At 71.0% G+C, this 13497-nt stretch carries 13 protein-coding genes and 1 pseudogene; 7 read left to right on the forward strand and 7 right to left on the reverse strand.

The window, feature by feature from the left end; all coding sequences use genetic code 11:
* Positions 1-159: 159 nt before the first annotated feature.
* The 3 genes from OG395_RS14745 to OG395_RS14755 all read left to right on the forward strand — a co-directional run bounded on the left by OG395_RS14745 (position 160) and on the right by OG395_RS14755 (position 3373).
* Positions 160-1314 (forward strand): mandelate racemase/muconate lactonizing enzyme family protein, encoded by a 1155-nt coding sequence (locus OG395_RS14745; RefSeq protein ID WP_327243347.1) that lies wholly within the window; start codon positions 160-162, stop codon positions 1312-1314.
* The gene (locus tag OG395_RS14750; protein WP_327243348.1) at positions 1311-2333 is read left to right on the forward strand and encodes a zinc-dependent alcohol dehydrogenase; all 1023 of its coding nucleotides are present in this window, start codon (positions 1311-1313) and stop codon (positions 2331-2333) included. Before OG395_RS14745 ends, OG395_RS14750 begins: the two co-directional genes overlap by 4 nt.
* 80 nt (positions 2334-2413) lie before the next feature.
* Positions 2414-3373, forward strand: coding sequence for a hypothetical protein (locus OG395_RS14755; protein ID WP_327243349.1), 960 nt, complete (start codon positions 2414-2416; stop codon positions 3371-3373).
* A 278-nt stretch (positions 3374-3651) separates the two neighbouring features.
* Here OG395_RS14755 and OG395_RS14760 read toward each other — a convergent pair whose 3' ends face one another.
* The 3 genes from OG395_RS14760 to OG395_RS14770 all read right to left on the reverse strand — a co-directional run bounded on the left by OG395_RS14760 (position 3652) and on the right by OG395_RS14770 (position 6017).
* Positions 3652-4503 carry an SMP-30/gluconolactonase/LRE family protein gene (locus OG395_RS14760; protein WP_327243350.1) on the reverse strand — a complete coding sequence of 284 codons (852 nt, stop codon included), beginning with the start codon at positions 4501-4503 and terminating at the stop codon, positions 3652-3654.
* Positions 4503-5276, reverse strand: a complete 774-nt coding sequence (locus OG395_RS14765) for an IclR family transcriptional regulator (RefSeq protein ID WP_327243351.1) — start codon at positions 5274-5276, stop codon at positions 4503-4505. Before OG395_RS14765 ends, OG395_RS14760 begins: the two co-directional genes overlap by 1 nt.
* A gap of 150 nt (positions 5277-5426) precedes the next feature.
* Positions 5427-6017 carry a TIGR03086 family metal-binding protein gene (locus OG395_RS14770; protein WP_327243352.1) on the reverse strand — a complete coding sequence of 197 codons (591 nt, stop codon included), beginning with the start codon at positions 6015-6017 and terminating at the stop codon, positions 5427-5429.
* An 81-nt stretch (positions 6018-6098) separates the two neighbouring features.
* Between OG395_RS14770 and OG395_RS14775 the strand changes: the two genes are divergently transcribed.
* The 3 genes from OG395_RS14775 to OG395_RS14785 all read left to right on the forward strand — a co-directional run bounded on the left by OG395_RS14775 (position 6099) and on the right by OG395_RS14785 (position 8945).
* Entirely contained in the window at positions 6099-7604 is a 1506-nt protein-coding gene (locus OG395_RS14775) for a bifunctional phosphatase PAP2/diacylglycerol kinase family protein (protein WP_327243353.1), read from the forward strand.
* Positions 7605-7716: 112 nt separating this feature from the next.
* Positions 7717-8526 (forward strand): methyltransferase domain-containing protein, encoded by an 810-nt coding sequence (locus OG395_RS14780; RefSeq protein ID WP_327243354.1) that lies wholly within the window; start codon positions 7717-7719, stop codon positions 8524-8526.
* A 65-nt stretch (positions 8527-8591) separates the two neighbouring features.
* Positions 8592-8945: a VOC family protein gene (locus tag OG395_RS14785; RefSeq protein ID WP_327243355.1), complete on the forward strand. Its 354-nt coding sequence runs from the start codon at positions 8592-8594 to the stop codon at positions 8943-8945.
* A gap of 27 nt (positions 8946-8972) precedes the next feature.
* On the opposite strand, the gene OG395_RS14790 is transcribed toward OG395_RS14785, so the two are convergent.
* The 3 genes and pseudogenes from OG395_RS14790 to OG395_RS14800 form a co-directional block, all read right to left on the reverse strand.
* Positions 8973-9515, reverse strand: coding sequence for an AAA family ATPase (locus OG395_RS14790; RefSeq protein ID WP_327243356.1), 543 nt, complete (start codon positions 9513-9515; stop codon positions 8973-8975).
* A 29-nt stretch (positions 9516-9544) separates the two neighbouring features.
* A complete protein-coding gene (locus OG395_RS14795) occupies positions 9545-11515 on the reverse strand; it encodes a DUF5107 domain-containing protein (RefSeq protein ID WP_327243357.1) in 1971 nt (656 codons plus the stop codon).
* A 97-nt stretch (positions 11516-11612) separates the two neighbouring features.
* Positions 11613-11884, reverse strand: a pseudogene (locus OG395_RS14800) (arginase family protein); the annotation flags it as partial.
* Positions 11885-12012: 128 nt separating this feature from the next.
* Between OG395_RS14800 and OG395_RS14805 the strand changes: the two are divergent.
* On the forward strand, positions 12013-12366 hold the full coding sequence (locus OG395_RS14805; RefSeq protein WP_327243358.1) for a DUF6204 family protein: 354 nt from the start codon (positions 12013-12015) through the stop codon (positions 12364-12366).
* Positions 12367-12489: 123 nt separating this feature from the next.
* On the opposite strand, the gene OG395_RS14810 is transcribed toward OG395_RS14805, so the two are convergent.
* The gene (locus OG395_RS14810; RefSeq protein WP_327243359.1) at positions 12490-13416 is read right to left on the reverse strand and encodes a hypothetical protein; all 927 of its coding nucleotides are present in this window, start codon (positions 13414-13416) and stop codon (positions 12490-12492) included.
* Between the last annotated feature and the right edge of the window lie 81 nt (positions 13417-13497).

Genomic DNA, 13497 nt, shown 5'->3' on the forward strand with positions numbered 1-13497 from the left:
CGGGGTCGCGGCCGGACTGTCCGAGCAGGGGTTCGGCCTCGGCGGGGAACCGAACCCGGACCCTGCGGCCCCATTGACACTCGCCCCGCAGCGTCATTACGGTCACGCCAGGATTTCGAACGCATGACGAAATATCGAACAAGTCGAGGGGCAACTCCCGTGCGCATCACCGGAATCAGCACACATGTCGTCGGCACGCCCTGGCGCAATCTCACCTACGTCCAGGTCCATACCGACGAGGGTCTCACCGGCGTCGGCGAGACCAGGATGCTCGGCCGTACCGATGCACTCGTCGGCTATCTGCGCGAGGCGGAGGCCAACCACATCGCCGGCTCCGACCCCTTCGCCGTGGAGGACCTCGTACGCCGGATGAAGTACGGCGACTACGGGCGGGCCGGGGAGATCGTGATGTCCGGCATCGCGGTCGTCGAGATGGCCTGCTGGGACATCAAGGGAAAGGCGCTCGGCGTCCCCGTCTGGCAGCTGCTCGGCGGAAAGGTCACCGACCGGGTCAAGGCGTACGCGAACGGCTGGTACACCACCGAGCGCACCCCGGAGGCGTACCACAAGGCGGCTCGGGCAGTCGTCGAGCGCGGCTACCGCGCCCTGAAGATCGACCCGTTCGGGACCGGTCATTTCGAACTGGGGCAGCAGGAGACCCGGTACGCGGTGTCGCTGATCGAGGCCGTACGGGATGCCATCGGCCCGGACGCCGAACTGATGCTGGAGATGCACGGGCGGTTCAGCCCGTCCACCGCCGTGCGGATCGCACACGAGATGGCGCCGTTCCGGCCGGCCTGGCTGGAGGAGCCGGTGCCGCCCGAGAACCTCAAGGCGCTCAGCAAGGTGGCCGACAAGGTCGACCTGCCGATCGCGACCGGTGAACGCATCCACGACCGGATCGAGTTCCGCGAGCTGTTCGAGTCACAGGCGGCCGACATCATCCAGCCGGACCTCGGCCACATCGGCGGCATCCTGGAGACGCGCAAGCTCGCCGCGACCGCCGAGACCCACTACACACTCATCGCACCGCACAATGTGGGTGGCTCGGTACTGACCGCGGCCAGCCTCCAACTGGCTGGCTGTACACCCAACTTCAAGATCCTTGAACACTTCAATGACTTCGCGGACGCCGACATCAAGAAGGTCGTCAAGGGCGCCCCGCAGGTCGACCCCGAAACCGGCTGCTTCGAGCTCTCCCATGCTCCGGGTCTCGGAGTTGAGCTCGATGTGGACGCCGCAGCCGAATTCCCCCAGCAGCAGGCCCGGTTCGACCTGTGGGCGGACGGCTGGGAGAAGAGGCAGCCCAAGTGAGCTCCTCCCACTCGCGGGCGATCACGGTCGAACGCCCCGGCGAGCACACCCTGACCACCGGCCCCCTTCCGGAGCCCGGCCCCGGTGAGATCCGGGTACAGGTCGCCGCGGCCGGGATCTGCATGAGCGACCGCGAGGTGTACGACGGCCATCGCAACCCGGGCTATGTCCGCTACCCGGTGGTGCCCGGCCATGAGTGGTCGGGCGTGGTCGACGCCCTGGGCGCGGGCGTCGATCCGGCGCTGCTCGGACGGCGGACGGTCGCCGAGGGCTTCCGGTCCTGCGGCAGTTGCGAGCGGTGCCGGAGCGGCGAGACCTCGCTCTGCACATCGGGGTACGACGAGACGGGCTTCACCCGGCCCGGGGCATTCGCCGACCATGTCGTGGTCCCCGCACGGCTGTTGCACCCCCTGTCCGACGACGCGGATCTGCGCGCCGCCGCCCTGCTGGAACCGGCCGCGGTGGTGGCGGCGGCAGTGCGAGCCGGGGCCCCTGAGCCGGGCGAGCGGGTCGCCGTGGTGGGCGCCGGGACGCTCGGGCTGCTCGCCGTGCAGCTGCTGTCCGCACTGTCCCCCGGCGAGCTGACAGTGATCGACCCACGGAGCGAACGGGCAGGACAGGCACGGTCGTTCGGGGCAGGTGAGGCCCGCGCCCCCGAGGAGGCCACGGAGGTGCACGGCCGCTACGACCTGGTCGTGGAGACGGCCGGCGCGCCGCCCACCGCCGCCGACGCGTGCCTGCTGGCGCGGCGCGGCGGCCGGGTGGTGCTCACCGGCATGTTCGCGCCGGGAGCCGTCGGTATCGATCCGGTTCATCTGTCGCTGAGCCAGCTCACCGTGCGCAGCGTGTTCGGCGCGTCGTCGGCGGCCTGGTCGTATGCGGTACGGGCGTTCACCGCCGGACTGCTGGATCCGGCGGCGCTGATCACGCACGAGTTCCCCCTGGACCGGTTCGCGGAAGCCGTGGCTCTGGTCGGGGGCGGAGATCCCGGGACGGGAAAGGTGCTTCTTCGCCCGTAATTCCCCTTTCAGCTACCGGCAGTTGGCGCGCGCCCCGGAACTCGAACCACGTCCGACATATCGAACATGAAGGGTCACTCATGACCTCATCCGACTCGTCCGTCCGTCGCCCCGGCGAACCCGCGCTCACCGCGCTCGGGATGGATGCGCCCGCCGCCGACCCGGCCGACACCTCTTCGTACGCCTTCCCCGACGGGGGCACCTGGCGGACCGAGATCCCGTCCGTCGAGGGGCCCGAGGCGCTCGCCGTCGTCCTGAAGGAGTCCTCGCGGCTCGATGTGCCGGTCCACCGGATCAGCCAGGGCAGCGGCATCTGGATGCTGAGCGACGCCGAGATCACCGAGATGGTGGAGGGCTGCGCGGAACGCGACATCGAACTCTGCCTCTTCACCGGGCCGCGCGGCAGCTGGGACACCGGCGCCTCCACGCGTACCGACTCGGGCGGAGCGGGGCTGCGCGCCCGCGGTCATGACGCACTGGCCGGATGTGTCGAAGACGCCCTGCGGGCATCGGAGTTGGGCGTCAAGTGCCTGCTCGTCGCGGACGAAGGGGTGCTCTGGACGCTGCACAGACTACGGGTACGGGGCGTGCTGCCCGCCGATACGACCTTCAAGGTGTCGGCGCTCATCGGCCCGGTGAACCCCGCCTCGTACGCGGTCCACGAACAGCTCGGCGCCGACTCGATCAATATCCCGTCAGATCTGACACTTGCTCATCTCACCGAGATCCGGCGGGTGTCGGGCGCTCCGATGGACCTGTACATCGAGGCGCCGGACGACCTGGGCGGCTATGTGCGGATGTACGAGGCGGCGGAGCTGATCCGTCGCGGCGCGCCGATCTATCTCAAGTTCGGCCTGTCCAGGGCGCCCGGCATCTATCCGTACGGTGCACAGCTGCGCGACGCCGCCCTGAACACGGCCCGCGAGCGGGTGCGCCGGGGCCGGCTGGCCCTCGATCTGCTGGCCCGGCACGGCGCCGGCGGGAACATGTCCCCGCTCGGCTCCCGGCTGCCGGGAGCGCTGCGCCGTTTCGCGGGTTAGTGCCGTGCCCGGCAATGTGTGTCCCATGAGGAGCGTCGTCCGGTGCGTGCGACGCAACGCGGCCTGAAGTCCTCGGATGGGGTCTCCCCTCTCGAACGGAGTGGAGAGCTTGGCGAAGGAGGCACCAGGGCTCTTGGCCGACGCGGAAGGGGGTCCCCCCTGGCCCTCAAGGCCTTGGAGGAGGGCATGCCGGGCGGTGCGACGGGGCAAAGCCTGCCGGGAGGGGCACTGGTAGCCCGAGACGGGGGCGATTCCTTCGGGGATCGCCCCCGTCCGCTTCAGCCCGCGAAGGCAGTCCCGGGCATTCCCTGTCCCGCATCCGGCAGCACCAGCAGCGAACCGGACAGCGGATGCGGGGAGCCGATTCCCGTCCGGGCTGTGGAGATGTACAGGTCGCGCAGGTCAGCACCGCCGAACGCGCAGGCGGTCGGGCGCCGTACCGGCAGTTCGACGGTCCGGTCCAGTGCGCCGTCCGCCGTGTAGCGGCGCAGGGCGGCGCCGTCCCAGAGGGCGACCCAGACGCCTCCCTCGGCATCGACCGTCAGCCCGTCCGGGAAACCCGATCCTCCCTCGACGGTGGCGAACGTCCGCCGGTTCACGGCGTGTTCACCGTCGAAGTCGAAGACGTCGATGCGGCCCGTCGGGGTGTCGATGTAGTACATGAGCCGCCCGTCGGGGCTCCATCCGGTGCCGTTGCTGCACGCCACCACAGGCAGCACCGGAGTGACCGTGCCGTCGGGCGAGACGCGGGTGAGGCTGCCGCCGGTCTCCGCCTCGTTGTAGCGCATGGTGCCCGCCCACAGCGCGCCGTCGGGCGCGACACCGGCGTCGTTGCCTCGCCGTCCGGGCTGGGGGTCGTGGACCAGCCAGCGGAAGGAACCGTCGGGGTCGTACAGGCCGATGCCGTCGCGCAGATTGACCACAAGACCGCCGCCGGCCCGCGGCTTCGCCGCTCCGACGTGCTGTTCGGTGGCCATGACCGTACGGCGGCCACTCACCGGGTCGTAGGTGTGGACGCGGGCCGAGAGGATGTCGACCCAGATCAGCCGCCCGGTGGCCGGATCCCAGGTAGGGCCCTCACCGAGCTCGGCGTGCTCCCGCACCGCCACCTCGGGGCGCGGGCCGCGCATCACTTCCCCCTCGCGTGGTGCCCGAGCCGACCGGAGAGGGCATCGGCGCCGTCGGCCGCGAGGACCGCCAACTCCTCCTCGCGCTGCTCGGTCCAGCGGATCATCGGCACGGAGATGGACAGCGCGGCGACGACCCGGCCCGACCGGTCCCGCACCGGAGCCGCCACACAGCTCACATCAGGGTTGGACTCACGGTGTTCCACCGCGATGCCCCGCTCCCGGACGGCTGCGAGGACGGTCCGCAGCTCGGCGGGGTCCGTGATGCTGTCGGGAGTCATTCCGGTCAGTTCGCGGCCGTCGAGCCGGGCGTCGAGCTCCCGGTCGGGCAGCGCGGCGAGCAGCATCTTGCCGACGGAGGTGCAGTGGGCGGGCAGCCTGCGTCCGGCCGCGGAAACCATCCGGACCGCATGGGTGGAGTCCACCTTCGCGATATAGATGACGTCGGCGTCCTCCAGGATCGCCACATGGACCGTCTCGCCGCACGTCTCGGCGACCTCCCGGGCCACCTGCTGCCCCTCGGCGGCGAGGTCGAGCTGCTCGGCGTACCGGCTGCCGAGCTGGTAGGTACGGACGCCGAGGCGGTAACGGCCGGGCTGCTCCGGGACCGCCACCAGGTAGGAGCGGGCGGCGAGGGTGGTGAGCAGTTCGTGGACGGTGGTGCGCGGCAGCTGGAGCCTGCGGGTGACCTCGGGCGCGGAGAGTGTTCCGTCCCCGTGGAGGAAGAGTTCGAGTACGTCCAGGGCCCGCGTCACCGCAGGGACGAGTCGCCCCATGGTCGTGCACCCACCTCTCATGTTCGACACTCCGACCAGTGACCGGAATCGCGAACACAGGCTAATCGCAGCGCACTTGCCACGGCAATGCCGCCGACCCGGTCCGATACCCTGCCGGCGTGCCGATGTGACCCGTTTACCGCGTTTTTGTCAGACCCGCCGCCCCAGGAGTGCGAGCAGCTGAGTCTGCGGGTCGGCGTCCTTCTCGGTCCTGACGGCCGGGGCGAACAGACCGGTCTGCGAAAGCCCCTTCGCATACGGTGCGACCTCGCGCCGCGTGAAGGCGACCAGATCCTCGGGCAGCCCCTCGTCCGCACCGATCGCCCGGGCCAGGTCCCAGGAGTGCACCACCGCATCGCTCACCATCTGCGCACAGTACGCGTCGGCGGCGGTGTCCCCGTACGACAGGTTCACGGTCCGACCGAACGCCCCCGGTGCCGCGAACGCCTCGCGCGCCCCTGCCGCCGCACGGTCCCAGACGGCAACGGGGTCGTCGCCCAGCACATCACCGTCGTAGGCGTCACCGACCTCGGCGACCGTAAGCCCTTCCGTGACCAGCGGCGGAACCCACAGCTGCTCGGACGTGAGATGGGCGACCAGATCGCGGACGGACCACTCGGTGCACGGCGTCGGCGCGGACCACTGGTCGTCGCGCACGGCGTGCACCCGGTCGGTGAAGAGCTGGAGCGCCTCGGCGTGGCGGTCGAGCAGGTCGCGGTCGGAAGAGGAGTGAGATGCCATGGGACCACTGTCTCCGTCCGGAGAGCCGCGCGCGAGCGTGCCTGCTGCTTCGACCCTGCCGAAAGGGGTATCCGCACTGCCATGTCGTCACCGAGCAGCGCATCCTCCGCCCCCTCCCCCACCGGACTCCGCATCTGGCTGCACCGGCGCGATCTCGCCGTCTTCCGGAGCGTGGCCGGCCGGCACTGGCCGGGCGCCGGCCCCGTACTGCCACGGCTCAGCCGCAGCGCCGATCACGGGCTGCTGTGGTTCGGCGCCGCGGCGGGCATGGCGGCCCTCGGCAGCAGCGCCCGGGCCCGGCGCGCCGCGCTCCGCGGGGTGGCCTCGCTGGCCGTGGCCTCGGCCGCGATCAACACCGTGGGGAAAGGCGTGGTGCGCCGGGAGCGGCCGGCACTGGACGCCGTTCCGGTGATACGTCGGCTCACCCGCCAGCCGTTCACCACCTCCTTCCCGTCCGGGCATGCCGCGTCGGCGGCGGCTTTCGCGACGGGCGTCGCCCTCGAATCGAAGGGCTGGGGCGCGGCGGTCGCCCCGCTCGCACTGGCCGTCGCCGCCTCCCGCGTCTATACGGGAGTCCACTATCCGAGTGATGTGCTGGCCGGTGCCGCGCTCGGCATAGGAGCCGCGTTCGCGCTGCGCGGTGTCGTACCGACGCGTGGACAGCTGCCCGCGCCGGGCAGACCGCCCGCCCACGCGCCGGCCCTGCCGGGCGGCCGGGGCCTGGTGGTCGTCGCCAATCAGGAGTCCGGCTCGGCGACGGCCACGGCCTCGCTGGTACGGGACGCGCTGCCGCTCGCCGAGGTGGTGGAGTGCGCGCCCGGCGAGCTCTCCGACGAGCTGGAAAAGGCAGCCGGACAGGGCCGTGCGCTCGGGATCTGCGGGGGCGACGGCACGGTCAACAGCGCCGCTTCGGTCGCCGCCGCGCACGGTGTGCCGCTCGCGGTGTTCCCCGGCGGGACCCTCAACCACTTCGCCTACGACCTGGGCATCGAGACGGTGGACGACGTGTGCACCGCACTGGTCGCGGGTGATGCGGTACGGGTGGACCTGGGCCGCTTCCGGCCGGGCCCGGACGGGCCGGGCAGCGCACCCGGCTACTTCCTCAACGCTTTCAGTCTGGGCACCTATCCGGAGCTGGTACGGACCCGCGAGCGCTGGGCGCCACGCATCGGCGGCTGGCCTGCAGGCGTTGTGGCGGCGCTCCACGTGTTGCGCGGCGAACGCCCGCTGGAGGCCGAACTTCAGGGCAAGCGGCGCCCGTTGTGGCTGCTGTTCGTGGGAAACGGCCTGTTCCGGCGGGTGGGCCCGGCGCCGGGCCGGCGCCACAATCTCGCGGACGGACTGCTGGACGTCCGGGTGGTGCACGGCGGTCGCACACCCGGCCTCCGTCTCCTCGCGGCTGCGGTCGCGGGCCCCTTGACCCGCTCCCCCGTTCATGCGGCGGTACGACTTCGAAAGGTCCGGATCGCCGGCCTGACCCCGGGAACGCCTTATGCATACGACGGCGAAGTGGCGCACAGTCAAAGGGAGTTGGTGATCGACAAGCTGCCTGAGGCGCTGACCGTCTACTGCCCGATGCCTCGGTGAGCCCGTGATGAGTCCAGATATCAAGACGCCCATCTCACCATACGACATCTCGGCGTACGGTTGGCGCATCGCTCAGCGCTTCGCATCACGCTCCGAGAGAGGACGCACAGCCATGCCGAAGGAGACCGCCGTCTACACCCACGGCCACCACGAATCGGTGCTGCGCTCGCACCGCTGGCGCACTGCCGCCAACTCCGCGGCCTATCTGATCGGCGAACTCCGGCCCGGCATGGCGGTGCTGGACGTCGGCTGCGGCCCCGGCACCATCACCGCGGACCTGGCGGCACTGGTGGCCCCCGGCAGGGTGACCGCCGTCGACACCGCCGCCGAGATCCTGGACCAGGCCGCCGAGGTCGCCGCCGAACGCGGCCTGGACAACGTCGAGTTCACCACCGCCGATGTGCACGCCCTGGATTTCCCCGACGAGTCCTTCGATGTCGTGCACGCCCACCAGGTGCTGCAGCACGTGGGCGACCCGGTACAGGCACTGCGCGAGATGCGGCGGGTCTGCCGTCCCGGCGGCGTCGTCGCGGCCCGCGACAGCGACTACGCGGCGATGACCTGGTATCCCGAATCTCCCGTCATGGACGCGTGGCAGGAGCTGTACGGGCGGGTGGCCCGCGCCAACGGCGGCGAGCCGGACGCGGGCCGGCGATTGCTCTCCTGGGCCCGGCAGGCCGGCTTCACCGACATCACCCCGTCCGCCGCCACCTGGTGTTACGCCACACCGGAGAACCGCGCCTGGTGGAGCGGCCTGTGGGCGGACCGCACGGTCGGCTCGGTGTACGCGAAGCTGGCCGTGGACGGCGGCCACGCGACCACCGAGCAGCTGACCGACATCGCGGCGGCCTGGCGTGCCTGGGGCGAGCAGGGCGACGCATGGTTCATGGTCCCGCACGGCGAGGTGCTCTGCCGCGCCTGACACCGCCGAGGACCGGCGGGTGGAATCGATCACATGGGTCCGACCCGCCAACTACCCTGTTTCACATGGAAATTCTGGCAACCACGCTGCGTATCTGCGTCGATGACCTGGAGGCCGCGGTGGCCTTCTACGAGGACCTCACGGCCAGTTCGGCGCTGCGCTTCGAGCGCGGCGGGGTCTCGGTCGCCGCGATCAGCTGCTTTCTGCTGATGAGCGGCCCGGAGTCGGAGCTCGAGATCCTGTGCAAGGTGACGGCGACGATCGCGGTGAAGAACGTCGACGACGCCCACGAGTCCCTCGTCCGGGTCGGCGCCCGGATCGTCGCGGGCCCGTTGCCGACTCCGGTCGGCCGGAATCTGATCGCCGTCCATCCGGACGGCTCGGTCTTCGAGTACGTCGACCGGAACCTGCCCGTCTGACCCGGCAGGTTCCGGTCACGGCGCCCCCTACTGCGACTCCGCGCCCACGTGCGTCAGCACCTCGTCCGCCAGTTCGCGCGTGGGCCGCTCACCGTCCAGAAGCACCGTCCCGGCCCGCAGCGTGTCGACCGCGGCCACGCACTGCGCGATCTGCGCCTTGCCCCACCGCCGGGCGGCCTCGTCGCGTACGGGGTCGTCCGGGGCGACGACCCGGGCATCGAGCCGTTGCTCCAGGACATCGGCGGGCACCTCGAGGAAGAAGTGATGGACCGTCACTCCAGCTGCTTCCAGGGCTCCGAAGATCTCTTCCGCGTAGTGCGGATGGACGACGGTCATCGGGGCCAGCACGGGCCGCCCGTACTCCTCGACCAGCCCGATGGCCATCGAGGCAACCTGCCTTCGCCACAGCGGCAGATGCTGGAAGTTGCCCTTCGGTACCTCCACGATGTCCCGCAGGACGAAACCGATCTGCTCGGGATCGTAGACGAGGGCCTCGGGCCACCGCCGGTGCAGCTCGGCCACCAGTGTGGTCTTGCCGCTGCCGAACGCCCCGTTCACCCAGACGATCACGCGCCGCTTCCCTCCTCGGCGTTCCCGGGTCAACTCTTCGGGTGCATCCGGTAGTTGTACACATCGGGCAGTGGATCGTCGGTGAGCGCGGACCATACCTCGTCCAGGATCTCCGCCCCCTCCCGCAGGTCCGCGACCTCGAAGCCCTCGTCGAAGACGGCACGGCCGGCAGCGCGATCTCCCTCGGCCAGCAGAAGTCGGGCCTCCAGCAGGCGGAACCGGCCGCGCTGCTGGATCGCCGGGCTCAGCCCGGTCCAGACCGTCCGGGCGTCCTCGGTCCGCCCGGCCGACAGCAGCGCCTCGATCGCCTCGCTGCCGAGAGCGATGGTGGCTGCCGTCCAGCCATCGCCGTCGTCCCGGCGCTCCGCGCACAGGTCATCGAACGCCTCGCTGTAGAGGTCGGCGACCCGGTCGCGCTGGCCGCCCTCCTGGGCGGCGACGGCCAGGCAGCGCAGCAGCGGCCAGCGGGACGGAGCGAGGGCGAGACCGCGTTCCCAGCTGCGGACCGCCTGGGCACGGTCGCCTGCGTGCCACTGGGCGATGCCGAGGTGGTACTCGGTGAGGGGTTCGGCGGCCGCCGTCTCCAGCATGTCGCGCCAGTGCGCGGAGACCAGCGACGGTCCGGGCGGCGCCACGCGGCGCGGTTCGGGGAAGCCGCCCCGGTCGAGCAGGTACAGCCAGGGCGCCTGCTGTTCGCCCAGGGTGGACTCGGCGAACGGCGTGCCGGGGAGCTTGTATCCGGCACGCCGGACTTCGAGGGCGCCCCAGCCGGAACCGGTGGCGAGGGACTCGCCCGGCTCAGTGTCGGCGTACGGGCGCCAGGCCGCGTACGCGGCATCGACGTCGGCCCGCGGCAGCGCCTCGGCCAGCCGTTGTTCGGTCTCGGCGCGGGCCGCGGTCCAGTCGTCGCCGTGCACGACCCCGGGGTCCGCGGACAGCGGACCGTAGGACTCCAGCCAGCTGAACTCGGCGCCGGGTTCGAGCGGGATGTGCTCCAGCTGGGTGCGGGCCAGTCCGGCCTGGATCTCCGCGTAGCCGACGGTGCCGGGTTCGGTGAGCCACTGCTGCCAGCGGCGTCCGCCGGGCCCGTTGCCCCAGACGAAGAGCTTGCGGCCCCGCAGCAGGTCGGTGGAGGTCTGCACGAGGCCCCGGCCCTCGGCGTCGAGGGAGGCGATCCAGCGGCGGGCGCCGTCGGGCACTTCGTAGAAGTAGTCGGCGGGGAAGTCGCTGAGCAGCGGGTACGTACGGTCGACGGAACCGGTCTCCGGGACGGGGACCCGGGTCAGTGTCCGTTCATAACCGAAGTGCCAGGCCTCGTCCGCAGGGGCCAGGACCCGGGTGCGTTCGCCTTCCGGGACGGCGATGTTGGACCACCAGTAGACGGGCGCGGTGTGCTCGTGCGGGTTGCGTATCCGTACGCCGACATGGAGGAAGTCGGAGTCCGCCGGCAGCCACAGGTCCACCTGGAACGGGAGGTCGCGCAACCGCTCCCACTCCCAGAGCCGGACCATCTCACCGCCGTCGGGGGCAGGGACCCGGGCGGCATGCACCGGGGCGCAGGACAGCGTGGTGTGACCCGTGGCGCCGATGTTCCACTCGATGCCGCCGGAGAACCATGCGCCGTTGAGCGCGAAGTCGGCGGGCTGCAGGACAGGGTTGGTGTAGAGCAGTTCGCGGCCGGTCGGCTTGTGGTGGAGGGAGTGGATCCGGCCACCGAGCCCCGGCAGGACGGTGGCCCGCAGCCGGTCGTTCTCGATGATGATCGCGTCCAGGCCGGTGGGCGTCCGCTCGCGCCCGTACCCGTCGAGGATGCGCACCGGCAGGACGGTGCCCAGCGGCTCGTAGCCGATCTGCCGTGCCATGTCACGCGGCAGTCCTGCCCGGGCCCGGTCGTCGACGACATGCATCTCGTCGAGCGGCCGCAGCGCCGGCAGCGGGTTCTCCGGGCCCAGCGGTGCGGCGGGCAGAGTCAGTACGGCACGTCGTACGGTCGTGGCCAAGGCAACCTCGCTCCCTCGCGCGGGCCGCCGCAGGTCCGGGCGCCCCCCCGATGACCATGGAACACGCTGGAAGCCGCCCCGACCAGGGGCGCAGCCGTCAGACTTCGGCAAAAGCCGCCACCAACAGGTCGGCGAGCAGCGCTCCGTCGGGGTCGAGATCGGGGGCGTACACCGTGACGTTGAGGCCTACGCAGCGCGGCGAGCGGACGAGGACGCGCAGCAGCGGGCCGAGCTCCTCGGGAAGCAGTCCGCCGTCGTCGGGGCTGTCGACGGCGGGCATCACGGCCGGTCGAGCACATCGGCATCGAGGTGCACCCAGAAGCCGTCCAGGGTCTGGTGTTCCAGGCTCCGTACGGTGGCGGCGGCCAGGTCGGCCGCATCCCGTGCAGCCCAGGATTGGACGGGGCGTCGACGACGACAATATCCCGCATGCCGCTCGTCCTCGCCGTCGTAACCTTGATCCTCAACGACTTGTGCAATGAAGGCGGCAGGACACGATGAGCACCCAGCACACCTACCGAGTGATCGTGCGCGGCACCTTTGACGGCCTCACCGACGAGGCACGAGCCCGACTGCTTGCCGAGGTCGAGCAGCATGGCCTGGCGGCGATGCAGTTCACCGAGGAGGGTTCACTCACCTACGACGCGGTGCTCAAGCACTTCAGCTTCCGGTACGTGGTCGTCTCGGACGCCGAGGACGGCGAGGAGATGGCGTCGGCGATCGCCGAGGACCGGGCGGAGACGGCCCTGAAGGAGTACGGCTACGGCTTCCGCGAACTGCGCTCCACCGCCACGGACATGGACACCATGAAGATCAATTACAAGGGGCGGCGCGCGGCGGGCCCGTCGTGACGCCGCGGCGAGAGCCGCATAGGCGGAATGAGGCCGCCACAGATCGGGCAGGGGCGTGCCCAGGACGGTCTCGGCCGAATTCCCGACGAGGGGCGCCGCCGCTCGGGCGGCGCCCCTCCGGGTTCAGCCCACGGGCAGGGTCAGAGCAGCGGTGTGGAGCTTGCCGCCGGTCTGGAACTGCAGGAACAGCCGCCAGTTGCCCGAGGTGGGCAGTTCGGCGTGGAAAGCCAGGTCGGGGCCACCGTGCTCACCGTTCGCCTCGGTGGTCGGGTGAAGGTGGGCGAATGCGGCGTCACCCTCGTGGAAGGCGGTCAGGTGGGCGTAGGTGTCCAGGTAGGGCTGCAGATCGGTGACCGGCTCGCCGTCCTTGGACACGGTGACGGTCAGCGGGTGCGCCATGCCGGCCATCGGCTCGCCCTTGACGGTGACGGTGTAGCCGTCGACCTCCGCGCTGCCGGCCCCTGCGGGCAGCGGGGTCTTCGTGGGTGTCCCGGGGACGGTGACGGTGCGGCTCAGGACGAAGTCCTTGCCCTTCCCGGTGCCGGTGTCCGGGGTGAAGGAGGCGAACATGCGCCAGGAGCCGGGGGCGAGGGAGGTGAGGTCGGCGGTCCAGGTGCCGTCGGGGGCCATGACCGGGTGGATGTGCTGGAAGCCGGTCAGGTCCGAGCGGATGGCGTAGAAGTGCATGCGCTCGGTCTGGTCGACGGCGAAGTCGGTGACCGGCTTGCCGTCCGGGCCGTTGACCGTGAACCGGTACGCGGCCTGCTTGCCGGAAGGCAGGGTCGCGTCGTGGGGGGTGAGGCGGTAGCCGTCCTTGTTGTCGGACAGGCCGTTGTCGGCGGCCATGTGGTCCATGCCGGGCATGTCACTCATCGAAGGCGACGCGCTGTGCGAAGAGGAAGCCGAGGCCTTCGCGCCGTGGTCCATGCCGGGCATGGACGAGGAGTCGTTGGAGGAGCCGCACGCGGCCAGGGTCAGCGCGAGGGCCGCTGCGGTGCCGGCCGCCGCGACAGCGCGGCGACGCGGGGCGAAACGGGAAGAGGCGAACATGAGAGAGGGTCTTTCCGGGTGGGCGCACCACGCCGGTGGCGCGCGGGAAGGGCAGGACACGGGGCCGTTCCGGTCAGTGAC

Source organism: Streptomyces sp. NBC_01320 (genome assembly GCF_035974375.1).
GTDB lineage: Bacteria > Actinomycetota > Actinomycetes > Streptomycetales > Streptomycetaceae > Streptomyces > Streptomyces yanii.

Excerpts from the sequence above, each read along its gene's own strand:
- OG395_RS14755 (WP_327243349.1), top strand. The coding sequence starts at position 2,414 with ATGACCTCATCCGACTCGTCCGTCCGTCGCCCCGGCGAACCCGCGCTC.
- OG395_RS14760 (WP_327243350.1), bottom strand. The coding sequence starts at position 4,503 with ATGCGCGGCCCGCGCCCCGAGGTGGCGGTGCGGGAGCACGCCGAGCTC.
- OG395_RS14765 (WP_327243351.1), bottom strand. The coding sequence starts at position 5,276 with ATGGGGCGACTCGTCCCTGCGGTGACGCGGGCCCTGGACGTACTCGAA.
- OG395_RS14770 (WP_327243352.1), bottom strand. The coding sequence starts at position 6,017 with ATGGCATCTCACTCCTCTTCCGACCGCGACCTGCTCGACCGCCACGCC.
- OG395_RS14775 (WP_327243353.1), top strand. The coding sequence starts at position 6,099 with ATGTCGTCACCGAGCAGCGCATCCTCCGCCCCCTCCCCCACCGGACTC.
- OG395_RS14780 (WP_327243354.1), top strand. The coding sequence starts at position 7,717 with ATGCCGAAGGAGACCGCCGTCTACACCCACGGCCACCACGAATCGGTG.
- OG395_RS14785 (WP_327243355.1), top strand. The coding sequence starts at position 8,592 with ATGGAAATTCTGGCAACCACGCTGCGTATCTGCGTCGATGACCTGGAG.
- OG395_RS14805 (WP_327243358.1), top strand. The coding sequence starts at position 12,013 with ATGAGCACCCAGCACACCTACCGAGTGATCGTGCGCGGCACCTTTGAC.
- OG395_RS14810 (WP_327243359.1), bottom strand. The coding sequence starts at position 13,416 with ATGTTCGCCTCTTCCCGTTTCGCCCCGCGTCGCCGCGCTGTCGCGGCG.